A 17,088-nucleotide genomic window follows, 5' to 3' on the forward strand; every position below is an offset into this window, starting at 1 on the left:
AACTAAAGAGGCCTTTTGTAACTTTTGAAACGAATATCTGTCTATTTTTGTGCATTTTTTGGCCTCTAAGAAAGGGCAGAAAAACGTCTTTGGGTGGCTGAATAGGTGGCTGAATGGATAGGGTCTACATGGGGTTTTTATAAAAGAAAAACCCAGCGATGGAAGATCGCTGGGTTTAGGTAGAAAAGCAGAGGGTCATCATTCGCTGACTATGTTAGCTAAATTCCTTGAGCAGATTTCTTTTAGGAACGCGCCTTAAATGGATCGTCAGCGAAAGGACTTGGATTAGTTACGGAGATTGCTGGTGAAGAAATCGACCATCTCAGAGACCATTTTATCCCCCATATCTTGTTTTACCGCGCTGGAGAAGGCTTCGTCAGCACCGACCGACATAATGCTTTTGGCATCAAGATCGGTTGCCATCTGGCGGTAATAGCCCACGTCTTTAGAGGCGTTTCGAATCGAAAACCCCAGTTTGCTTGGGTCACCGTCGACCCCATAGGCTTTCACAAAATCCATCATCGCAGAGCGTAATGGTCCTGCTGACATCACATCGTAAAGGTCTTGGCGATCGACCCCGGCTTGATCTGCCATGGCAAAAGCTTCAGCCATGGCGCTGGCGGTGGTCATGCCAAAGAAGTTATTGATCAGTTTGATGGTGTGTCCAGACCCTAATTTACCTAGATGGAAGACGTTTTCGCCCAGATCTTCAAGCACAGGGCGCACTTTCGCAAACGCATCGGCGTCGCCAGAACACATGATATTTAAGAGACCATCCACGGCTTGAGCTGGGGTTCTGCCTAATGGTGCGTCTAAATACGTGCCGCCTACGGCCGCCACTTCTTCCCCTAATGCTTGGGTTGAAGCAGGCAGAGACGTGCCAAAATCAATGACGATAGTGCCAGGCTTTAAGCCGCTGATCACGCCGTCATCGCCGCGCATTCTCCCTTCAACCGAGTGAGATGTGTCCATGCACAGCATCACAATATCACTGGCTTCAGCCACGGCTTTGGCGGTTTTTGCTTCCACCGCACCGGCCGCGACAGCGGCATCGATTCTAGGACGGGAAACATTGCCCATCACGGTCAATGAATAACCCAAAGATTGCAAGCGACCGACCATGGCCGCACCCATTAGGCCTAGGCCAATAAATCCAATTGTTGGTTTTGTCATCTTATGTTCTCCCTATGAAACACATTATTTTTATTCGTAAGTGGCGCCATTAGGCGCATGAGCGTCATGCACCTGAAAGAGCGAGTTATTTGCCATGACCTTAATGACAGCAAATGGCCATGTTATTGGCCAAGCTATTGTCGGTCACAGTGCCATCTTGCTAGGTGATAGCGGGTGGATAGCATTCCAGAATTTCCACGCCAGAAGAGGACTCAATGGTGACGCTGTCGATACCGGCTGGGCAGAAAAAGCGATCAAATTGTTTAAGTTGAGTGACTTCATCAGCCACTTGAATACGGCATTCGCCACGAACGACAATGCCAATGTAAAAGTCCTGTTCGGCCTTATTTATCGAGCCTGTGATGGTGGATTTTTTAACGCGGAACTTGTCGGTAACAGCGTCATCAATCAAGCTCTCTTGGTACGATTGATCTGAATACTGACGTGTTATTTTAGGTTGCTGATAAAAGGTGTTAATGGCGTCTTGTACTGACAGCTGAGTGAAGTCAAACACATCCATGCAGAATTCAAGGTCACGTTTCATAAAGCGCGCTTCTTCTGGCATGGTGTAGCCCGCTTTGGAAAATTCAAAGCGTACCGCCCAATCCGAAGGCTCCATAATCTCAACCATCAAAATCCCTTCGCCAATGGCATGAGGCGAGCCGCCTGGAATGTACAAGCAATCGCCGGGCTTTACTGGGATCTTCTCAAAACAGGCTTCCATTGCGCTAATGTCTTGTCTTTCTATCATGTCTTTAAAAGCACGACGCGAAGGCGGATGCTGAAAGCCGACATAGACATAAGGCTCAGTGATGTCTTCGCGAACCTCTAGAATGTAGTAGCCTTCTGCTTTGCCGTGGTGGCTATTGAGGTGTTCGCGGGCAAATTCTGCGGTCGGGTGTGCTTGAAAATGCAGACGCACAGAGGAGTCCAAAAACTTCACCAGCAACATAGGGTTAAGGTCAAAGGCCTTGGTGTGTTGCTCGCCTAAAAAGTAGCTTGGGTCTAGCGCTAACAGGGTGTCGAAACGAATGCTTTCTGCTCCGACCACCGCATGGGACAAACCTTCGACTATGTCTTCTCGGTCTGGGTTTACCGCCTGTGTGGTTGAACCGATCCAGTCTTCAGGGAAGTGGGAATCTTTGGGCTCGGCTTTTTGTTCTAGCTCGTCCAGAATTTTGCCGCCAGTGTAGGTGCGCCATACACGGTTGGGGGTGAAACGCACCAGTTTGTTTTTATAATCCATGCTGTTTCCTGCTCTTTTTTACATCGGCAGTGGGCCTATCAGGGGGTGTTCACTGATACCTTTGGCTGGCTGCTCGATGGTTTTATTTGTGGTTAACACCTTGTCCGCATCGCCATACGCTTAGGCAGACGATGCGGGTGTTAGGCTAATTGAATGTGTTTGGCATCAAAGTTCTTGGTAACCAGAGAGAGATTTCTGGGAATATGATCACCAGTAACAAAATCAATAGCATAGGCAAAAGGATAATCACCACTTGTTTCAAAACACTGATGACGTTCATCCCCCCAATGGAGGCGGAGATCAGTAGACAGAGCCCATAGGGGGGCGTCACCAGTCCGAATGCCAGCGAAATAATGCCTATCATGGCAAACACCACAGGGGATATGTCCGCTTGAATGGCCACTGGCAATAGCACAGTACCTAAAATGATAATGGTCGGAATCGCATCGATAAAGAGACCAAAAAACAAGAATAAGAAGGCAATGATCAAGGCCGTTCCAAAGCTGCTTAATTCCATGTCGGTGATCAAGCTGATGATCAGGCGCGGCACATTGTAGTAGGCCAATAGCCAACCAAAGACAGACGCAGTACCAATGGCAAAGAGCGAGATGGACGCGAAGCGGCCGGTATCGTATAAAATTGTCCCCACTTCACGAGGCGTCACCGTGCGGTAAACCACCATGCCTAGAAACAAGGAATAGCCCGCCGCAATAATGGCACTTTCTGTCGGAGTCACTATGCCCGCCACGATACCAACGATTACAAATACTGGCGTCAGCATGGCCAACGCGGCGCCTTTAAAGGCTTTAAACGTCGAAGACCAAGTCGGTTTCAGAGCAATCGGGTAATCGTACACTTTGGCAAAACCATAAACGGTGGCCATCAGGGCGCAACCAATCATGATGCCAGGGACAGCACCGGCCAGAAACAACGCGCCGACCGAGACTTGCATAACGCCGCCCCACACAATCATCAAGATACTGGGCGGAATAATAACCCCCATAACGGATGAACAGGCGGTAATGGCAATGGCAAAGCGTCGGTCATAGCCTTCTTTGATCATCGCAGGGATCAAGATTTTCCCGCAACCGGCGGCATCGGCCGTCGAGGAGCCAGAAATGCCGGCAAACAGCATGGAAACGGCGACGTTGACGTGACCCAAACCACCGGGCATCCAGCCTGTGAGTACTCTGGCGAGGTCAATGAGCTTGTCTGTGATTTTCCCCGAGTTCATTAAGTTGGCGGCCAACAAGAAGAAGGGCACCGCCAGCAAAATAAAGGAATTGTACGACTGAAACATTCGGTCGATGATGATAAAAGGGGTTAAGCGAATTTCCAGTGCAATAACAGGGATGGTGGCAAGGCCCAGTGCAAAGGCAACGGGCACGCGGACGACCACCAAGAGAATAAAGCCGCCCACTAAGAGTGCGCATGCGAGTCCAGTAGTAAGAATCATGAAGCAATCCTTTTAGAAGTGGCACGATAGTGCTCAAAGGCTTCGTACATACGGTAAAGGGAGAAAATACCCCATAAAATACCAGCAAGAGGAATAGTGATGTGTGTGACCAGTAAGTTGGCGTTCATCATGACGGAGTGTTGGATATAGCCAAACTTCGCATAATCGACGCCGTACCAAGCGAATAAAATTCCGAAGAGGCCGACGAGCAGATAAACAATGGCCTGTTGAATAAACAGAATAAGCGGGTTGCTACTATCTGGAATGACTTGGACATCGAAATGCATATTGTCCCAGACGGCGATCACAGAGCCGATCATCACGACCCAGACAAAAATAAAGGTGGCTAGCTCTTCGGTCCATAAATAGACAGGGATAATGCCGGTGTAGCGAGCGACAACTTGCATCACGACAGGAATAACTAAGACGCCTACCAGTATGCCTAGTAGTACCCGCAGAATGTTACACAGCGATTCCAAAATGCGTTTAATCATAAAAAATCTTCCAAGATAGAATGCGTGAATGAAAATACACTCTCCGTGAACGAGGTCGCGCACGGAGAGGGCAATGGCTTTTCAACGCAAGGTATTATTTGTTACGGATGGCCGTTAGCAAATCCGTCGCGTTAAGGCTTGCGGCATACTTATCTTGAACAGGTTTGACCATTTCGAGTAATTTTTCACGATTGGCAAATTCAGACACCTTGATTTGGCCTGCGTCTGCCATTTGTTTCAACTTGATCGCATCTTCACGAGACTCAAGCTCACGCCCAAAAGCACCGGCTTCTTTGCCTGCTTTCATGATGGCCGCTTGAAGGTCTTTGGGTAATTTGCGGTAGCTTTTACCACTGAATACGATAGGGCGAACGGTAATAGAGTGGGCGGTTTTTGTTAGGTAAGGCGCCACTTCATAGAACTTTAAGTTCTGAATACTGGCGGCTTCGTTTTCAAGACCGTCTACCACACCAGTTTGAATGGCGTTGTACACTTCGTTGTAGGCAATCGCAGAAGGCGCTGCACCAATCGCATTAAAGACTTGAGCTTGAATCGGTGCGCCCATTACGCGCATTTTGTGGCCTGCCAACTCATCCATATTGGCGATTTTTTCACTGGAGATTAAGTTACGTGTACCGCCGCCTGCGTAACCCACAATGACAATGTCGGCTTTCTCTGACAGTTCTTTTTCCAGCGGTTCTAGCACATTGCTCGACAGCACGGCATTCCAATGGTCTAGATCACGGAAAAGAAACGGCATGTCCATAAGGGGGATAGAAGGCGCAAAACGTGCCATGTTGGATGGGGCTAAAATGGTGTAATCAATTGCCACGCCTTGATTCAAGAAGGTGACATAATCTTTTTCCACGCCCAGCTCGCCATTCAGGCGTAAATCAAAGGTCACATCGCCGTTGTAATACTGGGTGACGAGTTCATCAAATTTCATCAAGGTTTTTGTGAATGCGTGCTGTTCATCGAACATGCTGGCGCCACGCAGAGTAGTGTCTGCACTTGCCGGTGTCGCTAATGCAGCGAAGGCGGCACCAATCAATGTAACTTTTGCGATTTGCTTTAGGTGTCTACGGAGTGTCATCATTTTTTTTATCCTTATTATATGATCTGATCCAGAAAATCCTATTTGTTATACAATAGTACTTAATGGGGTAAAGTCACTATATTTAAAAAAATCCACCTTGTCTATGCGTATTTTTTGCTCATTGTTTTCATTTCTTTGAGCTGTCTGGTTTTGCTCTAATCATGAAGCATGGATCGGTGAGCGTTTAATAAATAATCAGCTTGCTACTCTATAAAGTAGTTCGTTGGGGCGGATTATGAAAAAGAATGAGTGCAGATAATGACTTATAGGATGGATTTGATGGCAATGGGAGCCTATCCCACTCAGGGAGCATGTAATATTATGATGAAAACACAGACGCTACTCGAATGAGAAAACGCTCGAATTTAAAGAGAATAGAATTATGTCAAAGTACGATCAGCTTAGTGCCCATTACCAAACCATTCATCATTTTAACCACGCACAAGCGATGCTCGGTTGGGATGCCGCCGCCAACATGCCCGCTGGTGGCAATGACGCGCGCTCAAACGCCATGGCGGAACTGTCTGTCCATGTTCATCGATTATCTACCCAGCCACAATTGGAAGACTGGTTTGGTCAGGCCGAGCAAGAAGCATTAACCGGCGAACAGCAAGCCAGCCTTAGAGAAATGAAGCGCCAATGGCAGCAAGCGACGGTCGTTCCTGAAGCCTTAGTGCAAGCACAATCCATGGCGGGCTCTAAATGCGAGCACGCTTGGCGCACTCAACGACAAGAGAACGATTGGGCAGGCTTTGAGAAAAACTGGAAAGAAGTCGTTGCCTTGTCCCGCGAAGAAGCGCAAATACGAGGCGACGCCCTTGGTGTTACCCCTTACGACGCCATGCTCGATAAGTTTGAACCAGGCACCAGTAGCGCCTCATTGGATGTGTTGTTTTCAGAAGTGAAACTCTGGCTTCCTGAGTTGATTGAAAAAGCCTTAGCCAAGCAGCGCTCTGAAACCATTATTATGCCAACAGGGCGTTTTTCGACTGCCTCGCAAAAAGCCCTTGGCTTAGAAGTCATGAAACTGCTGCAATTTGATTTTACTCGTGGTCGCTTAGACGAAAGCGTGCACCCATTTTGTGGTGGCGTGCCATCGGATGTGCGCATTACCACGCGCTATGATGAAGAAGATTTCGTGCAAGCGCTAATGGGCATAGTGCACGAAACTGGCCACGCGCGGTACGAACAAGGCTTGCCAAACGCCTTTGCTGGCTTACCGGTAGGCGAGGCACGCTCCATGGGCATTCATGAATCCCAATCTTTATTCTTTGAAATGCAAATTGGCCGCAGCCAGCCGTTTATTTCTCATTTATCACGACTGTCAGCGGATGCCTTTAATGCGCATCAAGACCCAGTGTTTGCCGAAGAGAACCTACAGAAAATCTACACCCGAGTAGAGAAAGGCTTCATTCGAGTGGACGCCGACGAACTCACCTATCCAGCTCACGTCATCCTACGTTACGAGATCGAACGAGACCTGATCAACGGCGTCATCGAACACACAGACGTGCCTGCATTGTGGGACGAAAAAATGAAAGCGTCCCTTGGTCTCTCCACCAAAGACAACGACAAAAACGGCTGCATGCAAGACATCCACTGGACCGATGGCGCCTTCGGTTACTTCCCAAGTTACACCCTTGGCGCCATGTACGCCGCCCAATACAAAGCCACCATGACCAACACCGTTGACTTCGACGCCGCCATCCAAAGCGGCGACCTGAGCCCCATCTTCCAATGGCTCAGCGACAACATCTGGTCACAAGCCTCGCTGCACACCACGGATGAACTGGTCAAGCGCGCTACAGGCGAAACACTGAATGCCGCACATTTTAGAAAACATCTAGAAGGACGCTACTTGTAATGACTTAAAGGGGTTTTTCTTAGGTAAAAGAGGTGTTCAGACAGGATGTCAGATTTTACGATTTCAGTGGCGAAGAAGCATCTACCAGCTTCAGCGCCTTTTGGCTGAAATGAGTTATCACAATGTTTAAATTCGTGGGGATACCTCAGGATTTGACCCCGACGGGTAACGCCAAACTTGTCGAATACGATTTACTTGTGGGCTGGCCTTTAGGCCGGTAACTGGAGAATATCTAAAGCCAATCATCGGTTAAAGTCGAAACGATCGGTGACGTTATGTACAGCTCAGGGTCGAACCCCTTTTTGCCCTACAGATCTTATTGTAGCCATAAACACAGCTTCAAAAAGGGCTTTGACCTGACCTCGACCGCACTGCTTGACCATCACCAGCAGCCCAACCAGCGTTTCTCTTCGGCACTTCTTCTTCACACCTGCCGCTGATCTCATCGAGAACATCGATTGAACGTAGGTCAGTATGAACGGAGGAACGACGGGAATCTGGCAATGAAAGCAGCGCTTTCACATGGCCATGTTGCCGCAGCACTAGATGAATACCAATGTCTTCGTCTTTCTCTAGGCACTTGGAGCAAATCGCAAACCAGAGCCACAAACCAAAAAACGATAAAGCAGTCTGGTAATCTTGATCGACTCGCGTTACATTTTGTAAGCAAAGGAATGGAAGCAAAGTAACTAACGGATGGTTAAGCCTCTTATAACACCTTCTTTTTATTCCCTAGTTAAAAACTAAGTACGTAATGTGAAAGCTCGTTGAGCCAGTTTTTAATTTTGTGGCTAGCTTTATAAAATACTGAAAAATCAGGTGGTTATAGAGATGTTTTTTAAAAAGTGCAAACGAGCATTCCTACTAATAAGATGTTAGCCATTAAGGGAAGCAATGGAGTCTGGTCAAATTCACGCAATGTCGGAAGCATCAGTTGATGATGTTAGTTTTCTAATGGATCTCAAGAGTAATATGAGTGATGGTGAATTTTATAATTTAACTTTTAAAACTCTCCATCAATTCATAGAAAACGAAGAGATGGTCCATAAGTTATTAGATATGGCAACCCATACTTGGGAAATATCAGTAATTCTTGAAATGGAAAGTGAAATTTGGTTTTCCGAAGCGCTTTTATATTTATCAAAATCGTTCCGGGATTTGATGTTAAAAGATAAAGAGAAAGCAGTTTCAATTATCAACAATATTTATCCACGTATTCATGAGTCCTTAGCCTGTTGGCATGATGCATTTTTTCTACAAAACCATGATGAAAGTGATAACCCACGTCATATTTCTAGAGCTTGCTTTAGAATGTTAGGTGATACGGTTGAAAGCGTACATGCTCCTCACATTGAATTTATTTACAAAATGTTGGTAAACCTAGACAGTGTTCAAATTCATGGTAGACCTGAAAGTGTATCTTTTGGGAAAGAAATTTCAAATCTTATAGAAATCGAAGTGTTTGAAAAAATATATAAACATAATTTATTCGGTGTGAGTTTCAATCAATGGCGAAATATTGCCAGCCACTCTTCATATAGGTATGACTCAAAAGCCAAAGTCATAATTTGCAATTATGGTAACAACAACTCTCAAACTATTAAGGTTACAGTTGATGAGTTGATTCAGTTAATGAATAAACTGAATCAACTGCAAGCATTGCATAAAATAGCAGTGGATTTTTTTATTGTTGAATTCATGCATGAGGTAGATTTCAAGAGCATGACAAATGTTGAACTCAGCTTAGAAACAATAATTGGTCAAATAGGTAACAATCTCGGGCTTCACGGCTATAAAATTTTGAGTGCTCAAAATGTTTTGGGTAATCTAATCTTTAAACTTGAAGACTCAAACTCCAACGGCTCTTCGGGCTTACGCAAAGTTTTCCCTATGCTGCACAACTACCTAGCGATGCTGTATCAAAAAGGAATGAGCCCCGTATTTGAGTTGTTTGACCTTAAAGGTAATAAATTAACCGAAGTTTATCTAGAGCGGAGAGTTAATGGCTAACAAGTCACTCAAAAGGACAAATAACAGTTGGTTTTTTCTCCTTCGTCGCTTATTTTAATCAACTATTATTTACCTCTTAGTGATGCGTTATGGGTTTTCTACCACAAGGAAAGTTATGAGTGATTTTAGGTTTAAAATGGAAGGGCCAGCCTTCAACGAAGGTATCCCCTTGCCGGTGGCACTTTCTTCACTCCAAGAAGTACAGGCTATATTCGATAAGACGTATCTAGTACTCAATGGTAGCCATAAAATCACCAAGAAAGACAGAGATTCGTTTTACTTAAAAACATTCAATATTAAGCACGGGTCTTTAGAGTCTGATCTTCAAATAATTTATGAGGCCGCTCAATATACATTGCCTGTAATTGCAGCTTATACACCAAAAGACGTTTGGGATCTTACGCAGCAGGGTTGGGATTTCTTAAAATTTATTTATGGTCTTGCTGCAAAAGGAGAAAAACCAATGTATGAAGCAAAAGATAATGCCACCATAAATGTTTTTCATGGTGATAACGTAAGGGTTTATAACGCACCAGTTGTAAAAATTGGGGAGCTTTCAGTAAACCATTGGCGCGCATTAAATCATAAGCTCAAAGAGGGTCATATTAATAATTATTCAATGGGAAACCCAGAAGACCCTGAAATAGAACTAAGCAGTGAATTTAAAAATATCTTTGATACGCCGACACATATCGATAAAACACCAGTAGAAGTGCCTTGTGATATATTTGATTTTAATAAACGTAGCAACGCTGGCAAGCTTACCGTAACCGGTGGCACAGAGATTTCTGAAGGTGATTATTCGTTTACTGTAGTTGGTGATCAGGATCGTATTGAATATATATCATTAATGGCAAAGCCTGAAATAAAGGCAGTTGTGTTAAAAGAAATGTCAATTGATCCGCTGGGCGAAACCAAGATCAAGAGGTTGCATATAATTGAAGTATACCCCTAAAAAACACATCAAAAATCGCTATACTTAGTTCCTCTGGACGCACCTAATGACGCGTCTTTTATATGGGCGTTACATTTCTAAAGAGGGAGTAATCTAGATTTAAGAGCCCATCCAAGACAGGCATACTTAAAACCCAATAAAAACAACAACCAATCAGGACAGGATTAACAAGTGCAGTTTGTCGGACTGATTTTTCACTGCGCTACAAATCTTCCGAAAATGCAGGCGTTAAATACCAGGAATACATCTCATGATTGAAGCAAAGTGCCATTGTGGAAATATCACTCTTAGGTTTGAGAAACTACTTGAAACGATAACAAGCTGTAATTGTTCAAATTGTCATAGGATTGGTGCTTTGTGGGCATATTACACAGCCGATCAAGTAGAGATTACGCAGCAAGAACATTCAAAAGTCTACTTATGGGGCAATAAACGACGGTCATATCACGTTTGTCCAAATTGTGGCTGCACCACGCATTACACGCAAAAAAGAGATGATGGTACAAATAGAGTTGCTATAAACACTCGTATGGCAGACCCCGAATTATATAAATCAGTGCGAGTTAAGCACTTTGATGGCGCTGAAAGTTTTAAGTTTATTGATTAGCCTTCGCCTCCTAACCAAGACAGACATACATAAAAAGCCAGTAAATACGGTACTTTAGATCTCTGATAGCTTGGTTTTTGTATCATATTTATACCTAGTTATTTACTCCTCAGAATTAGATTGTGTCATAGACAAATCTAACTAAGACAGACACACATAAAATCCTATAAATAAAATGGCATAGAGTACTTCGGTTTTTACTAGCTTTAGGGCCAGTGATTTATAACTATGCTAAAAAGAATATAATACCGTGCATGTGTACTACTTAAGTTTTAACGTCTAAAGGAATAACATGCCAAAACACGAAATAATTGAAGATTCTCTAAGGCAAATTTTTTCAGGGATAAGGCAGCTTAAAGAAGCTCTTCCAGCTAAAGAATTTACCATTGATGGTCGTTTAGTCGGGGATATTGGCGAGGCTATAGTTCAGCGTGACTACGACATAACCTTGTATGAATATTTAGCCAAGGATTATGACGGAGAAACATCGGATGGTAGAAAAGTACAGATCAAAGCAACATTCAAAGAATCCCTCACTTTTAAAAAGGTCCCTGATTACTATCTTGGCATTAAAATTCACGAAGATGGATCGTATGAAGAAATTTTTAATGGCCCCGGTAGTGTAATTGCGTCTGAGTATTCTCACCGCAAAGGGTTTGGCGAAACCCTTTTATCTTTCTCAAATAAAAAGCTCCATGAATTATCAAAAAATATATCTAATGAACATCGAATTAATAGACGAGATTTATCGACCTAACTAAGACAGGCACACCTAAAGCCCAATAAAAACAAAGTGTTAGTTCGTTTCCTCTAATCTTATTTACGATTAATCTTTGTGCTCTCAAGCAGGAGCGGCACCCGAGTGTCTAAAGAGAGGCTTGCTATTCAATATGGCCTTGAAGAAAGCGGGCATTAAAAACATCAAACAAGTGGGGGCTTGTCGGGTACACTCTCTCTTTAATATATGCGGTAAGAATGCTAATTGGATCAATCATATGGCTCATAATGACACACCTACTTTAAAAAACTGGCTTTCTCTGCTGTTGCTTATTTTGCTGTGGGGGACGTCATTTATGTTTACCGCTGTGTCGTTGGAAAGCTTTAGCCCTTTGGCAATTGTCTCTCTAAGGGTCTTGATTGCAGCGATTATTCTCACTCTCTTTATGTATGCTAAGGGTTGGCGCTTGCCCGTGGAGCCGTTGGCTTGGGGAGTATTTTTGTTGCTGGGTCTTGCGGGTAACTTGTTGCCATTCTTTTTGATTTCCACTGGGCAAAAGGATATTAGCTCAGGCATTACCGGGTTGTTGATGGCATTTATGCCGCTGGCGACCATGATTTTGGCACACTATTTTGTCTCAGGGGAAAGTCTTAATCGCTTTAAAATCTTCGGCTTTTTGCTAGGTATTACTGGTGTGGCGATTGTACTTTGGCCGTCGTTGGTCGGCGCTCACAGTAACTTACTGAGTGGTCTATTGATTTTACTCGCGACGTTTAGTTATGCGATAAATGCCATTTTGGTGAGGCGATTACCCTCTTATAACCCTGTTGTCACCGCGGCTGGCATGACGATTGTTTCGAGCATTGCTGTCGTGCCATTGTGGCTGTGGCAAGATTTACCTTGGCAACAAAGCTATTCTTTAAAAGCTACGTTATCCATGTTGTGGTTAGGTGTTGGGCCAACGGCGTATGGCACCATTATTTTGTTTAGCGTTATCGCTACGGCAGGTCCTACGTTTCTGTCGTACATTAATTACGTGATTCCTGTTGTGGCGTATTTCACCGGCGCGCTTCTTTTGGGCGAAGTCATTGAATGGCACAGCCTAGCGGCGATGTTATTAATCATTTTAGGCATAGCGCTAACCCGCAAGCGGGTTGCTGATTAACTAAAGACAGCCTTTATTATCATTGTTGTTCTGTTTTTATTCGACGAGTTCGCAAGCAAAAAAAAGCAGATACTGACATTCAGTATCTGCTTTTTTAATGACTAAAGCGTCACCGTTTCATTATCACTACTTCTGAGGTGTAATTAAGTATTTCTCACCTGTCGCTTGCTTCGCATAACCCGCTATTGATTGCAGTTGTAATGCTTCTGCTAATGACACTTCATGTGTGTAGTGACTTGCAAAGGTCGTTGTGATTTCTTCTGCAACGCGTTTGCGCATCGCTGCGACTGTTTCTGTGCCCAATTTGCCCAGTGCATTGAATAATAAGAATCCATTTACCGCCCAAGCAAAACCGAAGTTACGATTTAGGGTGATAGGGCCGCGGTCCAGTGCGCCATAAATGTAAACTTGTTTGAACGTATCTGAACCATAAATGGTGTGTTCTTTCATATCGCGTGCAGCGGCGGTTTCCATACAGTTAAGAATGTCGCTGGTTAGTTGACCGCCACCAATTGGGTCAAACGCTATCGTTGCACCGGTTTCAATAATCGCGGCGGTGAGGTCCGCAAGGAAAGTATCACTGCTTGAGTTAACAACGTATTTGGCGCCCAAATCACGCAGTTGTTTTTCCTGTTCTGGTTTACGGACAATATTAATTAAATCAACGCCATCGGCAATACAAATACGGTTGAGCATTTGACCAAGGTTAGAGGCTGCAGCGGCATGAATAATGGCTTTGTGGCCTTCTGCGCGCATGGTGGCCACCATGGCCTGTGCGGTAAGCGGATTAACAAAAGAGGAGGCGCCTTGTTTGGCGGTCGTACCTTCTTTTAAGGGTAAGCAGCTTTGTACATTGGCACAGTGATATTGACGATAAGTGCCACCACCAATAACGGCGACGGTTTTCCCCATTAATGCTTGTGCGGCAGGCGATGCGCCAGCCGCGACAACGGTGCCAGCCCCTTCATTGCCAACGGGCGTTGCTTTACCGACACGCGTTTTAAGCGATGGCATAAATTGAGCGGGCACATTCGCAGTAATGACCGGGCTTTCTTGAGTGCCTGATTGGGTTGCTGTAGACATGTCTGCTGCGCTGAATAGAACGCCTAAATCAGATGGGTTTAAGGGCGCGGCTTCGATGCGAATCACCACTTCATCATCACCAGGCTGTGGCATGCCGATGTCTTGTAGAGCCAGTGTTAATGTGTTGTCTTCGTTGATGGTTGACGTAAGTTGGATGTTTGTGTCTGTCATTTGGATAATCTCCTAAAAATGATGAATTTTCGACGCTATCAGCTTGTTGTGTTGGTTAAGCTTTGTTGATAAATAGTTTGGTCTTGGTGTTTCTCGCTGAGTGCTATTTCGTCTTCGCCGCTTGTATCTGAGCCGTTACCTTTTGGATAAATTCGGGCCAATTTGCTAAGCGATCTGCTTCTACTGTTTGGGCAATGGCAGATTGGCTCATGGATTCGTTCCACGCTTTCATACCAGGAATTTCTGCCAGTAGGTCCCAGTTAAGTTGACTCGCACCAAACTTACTGACGATGCTGTTAACGTAATAAACGTAGATGTCAGCCATGGTGAATTGCTCACCGGCAATCCAAGGTGAAAACTGACATAAGCGACGCAAGGCAGTCACACCGCGTGTTAATACTTCGCGTACTTCTGCTTTAACCGGTTCTGGCGCTTCAGTGCCTGAGAAGGCATAAAGGATAAATCGTCTGCTAGGCAGTTCAAAATACAGCTCTGCCACTTTCATGATTTGGCGTACAACCGCACGTTCCCCTGCATTTTCAGGGTATAGCGGAATGGCAGGGTAAGTCTCTTCGATAAAGTCACAAATGACGCTCGACTCTGAAAGATACAGGCCTTCGGCTGTGGTGATGACAGGTACTTTGCCCGCTGGGCTGATGGCCAGTAACTCGTCACTACCAGCGTAGAGAAGATTTTCTTGGAACGGCAGCTCTTTGTAGAGCAGCAGGTGTTTGATTAGGTTGTAATAGTTGCTAGCCGCAAAACCGTGCAAAGTAATCATAGGTCAGTGCTCCATCATGAGGGCGCAAGTTGAGCCTCTGTGTTTAACACAACGCGATGAGGGTCAAGGTTGCAGTGCTTACGTTAGGGTCATTATTACTGGTTTTAATCTACTTATATATAGGGGTAAAAACGAATCACTATTGCTTTTAAAGCAATAATAAAGCGAAGATAACCAGCTATTCCTTTGGTGGAGAAGTGAGTGGATCAACTACGTGCAATACGCTATTTCAGCAAAGTCGTCGAAACGGGCAGTTTTACCAAAGCGGCGAAGATGTTTAATGTGCCGCCGTCGTCGTTGTCGAGACGCGTTGCCGATTTAGAAAAGAGTTTGGGGGCGACCTTATTAAAGCGCTCGACCCGAATCGTTAAACTGACAGAAGTCGGGCAAATTTACTATAACGATGTTCAACAAATATTAAATCAACTAGAGCAAAGCCACGAGACGGTTCGCAGTTATCAAACTACGCCAATGGGGCGCTTACGGATCAGTTCTATGGTGGGTTTTGGCGACAAAATTTTGCTGCCGCTGCTTGACGAATTTAGCGCCTTGTACCCCGAGATTGTATTGGATGTTAGCTTAAGCGATGAGCTATCGACACTTGGGCGTGACGATGTTGATATTGCGATTCGTGGTGGTTATGCGCCCAATGAACGGGTGTTAGCCATAAAGCTCATGGATAACGGCTTTATTCCTGTCGCGTCACCCGGTTATTTAGAAAAATACGGAATGCCTGCGAATGCGATGGAATTAAAGCACCATAGTGGCCTGTATTTTAAAACGCCAACAGGGCCAACGCCTTGGTTATGCAAAGTAGATGAGCAATGGCATGATGTTTCAGGGCCTGCGGTCGCTATTTCAAATAACGGATCGTGGCTTGCCAAAAAAGCCTGTAAGGGGGAGGGCATTTTAATGTCCACTCGATGGGCGCTCGATGGCTATCTTGAGTCAGGGGCGTTGCAAGAGCTCAAGTTTGAGCATGAGTTAGCCATCACTCAAAATGCTAATATGGCGGTTTATTTGCTGTATCAAAAGCAGCGCTATTTAGTACCAAAAGTAAAAGCGGCGGTAGACTTTTTAGTAGAACGAATGCGGTAGAGCAGCAAAGACCTAACGATCTAAGACAGGCATACATAAAACCCAATAAAAACAGCGTTTTAGATTTTTCGTCTCTTTTCTATGCTTGAATTTATTTGCTCAAGAAAGAGAGGGTTAGCAGGGAGAGCAGAATAGGGTGAATAAGGTGAGGGGAAAATAGAAGTCAAATAGGACAGGCATATCAAAACCCTTGTTATTACTGGGGTTTAACGGTGCCTGTCCTATGTTGGTCTTTTTTATGGGTTAATAATCCAACGCCATTTTTGCCATTTTCATTGTATTTTCAAACGAGGCACAGCCTGCGATGAACAAACCGTTATGACAGAACATGGCATCGTCTAAACCGGTTACGTCTTGCAGGTCTTTATCAGACAAGCCAGCCCACGGTGCGGGGAGCTTTTTACGGTCTTCAAATGAGCCAAGTTCAACGGGCACGGTTTGTATGCGCCATTGTCCTGTTTGGGATGGGTAAACCATAAACAAGGCGTCTTGCGATAACTTAAGGACAGTGGTTTTCCATGGCGTGTATTGTTCTAACACGATCACTCTTGGGTCCGCGGCCTTTTCTATGGCGTTGGCGACTATGCTTCTTGCGTTTACGCCACCGCTTGCTGCAGCAATGAATCGAGTTAATATACGCGATGCAAAGGCAACGGCTTCATCAAAGCAGGCATCAAAATCGCTTTCTTCTTGCCATGTAGGATTAAACATTGAGATGGTTTGACTCAGGCTAATGCCGGTTGCTACGCCTTCTACGTGTCCGCAATCTATTGCGTCTATGGCGGATACTAAGTTTTTATCCAATGAGTTGGCGACTTCTTGATTGCCTGCGCATATTGCTAGGCCGTATTTTTGCCAAATCAGTCCAAATGATGAAAACGGGATGCCATTTTCTCGCGCCCCTGCGCCGCCTTTTTGGTGATGATCAAAACGGTCTTTTTCTGCGTCGTATATCCCACCTACATCTAACACAATGTCGGCTTTGGCTATGACGTCTAAGTCACGTGTGCGTATTAATTCTATCGATGGAAAAATGTGTTTAAGCGCGGCTACCGCAAATACGTCGTCTGCGTGAAAGTTGCCATTGTGCGTTGCGATTACTTGAACTTGCTCGGTCATTCTATAGTCTCTTTTATTAATTTCATTTCACTTAACAGCACACACGTACTAA

Annotated in this window: 15 protein-coding genes; 7 read left to right on the top strand and 8 right to left on the bottom strand. The window is 44.9% G+C overall.

The genetic code is table 11. The features are described 5' to 3' along the window. Nucleotides 1–285: 285 nt before the first annotated feature. The 5 genes from E0D71_RS09925 to E0D71_RS09945 all read right to left on the bottom strand — a co-directional run bounded on the left by E0D71_RS09925 (nucleotide 286) and on the right by E0D71_RS09945 (nucleotide 5,465). On the bottom strand, nucleotides 286–1,173 hold the full coding sequence (locus E0D71_RS09925) for an NAD(P)-dependent oxidoreductase (protein ID WP_133003149.1): 888 nt from the start codon (nucleotides 1,171–1,173) through the stop codon (nucleotides 286–288). 160 nt (nucleotides 1,174–1,333) lie between these two features. Continuing rightward, nucleotides 1,334–2,419, bottom strand: coding sequence for a class I mannose-6-phosphate isomerase (locus tag E0D71_RS09930; RefSeq protein ID WP_133003150.1), 1,086 nt, complete (start codon nucleotides 2,417–2,419; stop codon nucleotides 1,334–1,336). Nucleotides 2,420–2,564: 145 nt separating this feature from the next. Then, on the bottom strand, nucleotides 2,565–3,875 hold the full coding sequence (locus E0D71_RS09935; RefSeq protein WP_133003151.1) for a TRAP transporter large permease: 1,311 nt from the start codon (nucleotides 3,873–3,875) through the stop codon (nucleotides 2,565–2,567). After that, nucleotides 3,872–4,369 carry a TRAP transporter small permease subunit gene (locus E0D71_RS09940; protein WP_133003152.1) on the bottom strand — a complete coding sequence of 166 codons (498 nt, stop codon included), beginning with the start codon at nucleotides 4,367–4,369 and terminating at the stop codon, nucleotides 3,872–3,874. Before E0D71_RS09940 ends, E0D71_RS09935 begins: the two co-directional genes overlap by 4 nt. Nucleotides 4,370–4,463: 94 nt before the next feature. Beyond that, the gene (locus tag E0D71_RS09945) at nucleotides 4,464–5,465 is read right to left on the bottom strand and encodes a TRAP transporter substrate-binding protein (protein ID WP_207923363.1); all 1,002 of its coding nucleotides are present in this window, start codon (nucleotides 5,463–5,465) and stop codon (nucleotides 4,464–4,466) included. 382 nt (nucleotides 5,466–5,847) lie between these two features. Here E0D71_RS09945 and E0D71_RS09950 point away from each other — a divergent pair, with 382 nt between their 5' ends. The 6 genes from E0D71_RS09950 (at nucleotide 5,848) to E0D71_RS09980 (ending at nucleotide 12,784) form a co-directional block, all read left to right on the top strand. Then, the gene (locus E0D71_RS09950) at nucleotides 5,848–7,329 is read left to right on the top strand and encodes a carboxypeptidase M32 (protein ID WP_133003153.1); all 1,482 of its coding nucleotides are present in this window, start codon (nucleotides 5,848–5,850) and stop codon (nucleotides 7,327–7,329) included. Nucleotides 7,330–7,832: 503 nt separating this feature from the next. Beyond that, the gene (locus tag E0D71_RS09955) at nucleotides 7,833–8,018 is read left to right on the top strand and encodes a hypothetical protein (protein ID WP_133003154.1); all 186 of its coding nucleotides are present in this window, start codon (nucleotides 7,833–7,835) and stop codon (nucleotides 8,016–8,018) included. A gap of 205 nt (nucleotides 8,019–8,223) precedes the next feature. After that, a complete protein-coding gene (locus E0D71_RS09960) occupies nucleotides 8,224–9,339 on the top strand; it encodes a hypothetical protein (RefSeq protein ID WP_133003155.1) in 1,116 nt (371 codons plus the stop codon). Between the two features lie 115 nt (nucleotides 9,340–9,454). Beyond that, a complete protein-coding gene (locus E0D71_RS09965; protein ID WP_133003156.1) occupies nucleotides 9,455–10,294 on the top strand; it encodes a hypothetical protein in 840 nt (279 codons plus the stop codon). An 899-nt stretch (nucleotides 10,295–11,193) separates the two neighbouring features. Further along, complete coding sequence (locus E0D71_RS09975) at nucleotides 11,194–11,658, top strand: hypothetical protein (RefSeq protein WP_133003158.1); 465 nt, start codon at nucleotides 11,194–11,196, stop codon at nucleotides 11,656–11,658. A gap of 238 nt (nucleotides 11,659–11,896) precedes the next feature. Then, nucleotides 11,897–12,784, top strand: a complete 888-nt coding sequence (locus E0D71_RS09980) for a DMT family transporter (RefSeq protein WP_133003159.1) — start codon at nucleotides 11,897–11,899, stop codon at nucleotides 12,782–12,784. A gap of 126 nt (nucleotides 12,785–12,910) precedes the next feature. On the opposite strand, the gene E0D71_RS09985 is transcribed toward E0D71_RS09980, so the two are convergent. Together E0D71_RS09985 and E0D71_RS09990 are read right to left on the bottom strand one after the other, a co-directional pair. Then, nucleotides 12,911–14,038: a zinc-binding dehydrogenase gene (locus tag E0D71_RS09985; RefSeq protein WP_133003160.1), complete on the bottom strand. Its 1,128-nt coding sequence runs from the start codon at nucleotides 14,036–14,038 to the stop codon at nucleotides 12,911–12,913. A gap of 103 nt (nucleotides 14,039–14,141) precedes the next feature. Next, nucleotides 14,142–14,819 carry a glutathione S-transferase family protein gene (locus E0D71_RS09990; RefSeq protein WP_133003161.1) on the bottom strand — a complete coding sequence of 226 codons (678 nt, stop codon included), beginning with the start codon at nucleotides 14,817–14,819 and terminating at the stop codon, nucleotides 14,142–14,144. A gap of 201 nt (nucleotides 14,820–15,020) precedes the next feature. Here E0D71_RS09990 and E0D71_RS09995 point away from each other — a divergent pair, with 201 nt between their 5' ends. Next, on the top strand, nucleotides 15,021–15,917 hold the full coding sequence (locus E0D71_RS09995) for a LysR family transcriptional regulator (RefSeq protein ID WP_133003162.1): 897 nt from the start codon (nucleotides 15,021–15,023) through the stop codon (nucleotides 15,915–15,917). Between the two features lie 243 nt (nucleotides 15,918–16,160). On the opposite strand, the gene E0D71_RS10000 is transcribed toward E0D71_RS09995, so the two are convergent. Beyond that, the gene (locus E0D71_RS10000) at nucleotides 16,161–17,036 is read right to left on the bottom strand and encodes an MYG1 family protein (protein ID WP_133003163.1); all 876 of its coding nucleotides are present in this window, start codon (nucleotides 17,034–17,036) and stop codon (nucleotides 16,161–16,163) included. Nucleotides 17,037–17,088: the final 52 nt, after the last annotated feature.

This window comes from Marinomonas sp. KMM3893, assembly GCF_004352855.1.
Classification (GTDB): Bacteria; Pseudomonadota; Gammaproteobacteria; order Pseudomonadales; family Marinomonadaceae; genus Marinomonas; species Marinomonas arenicola.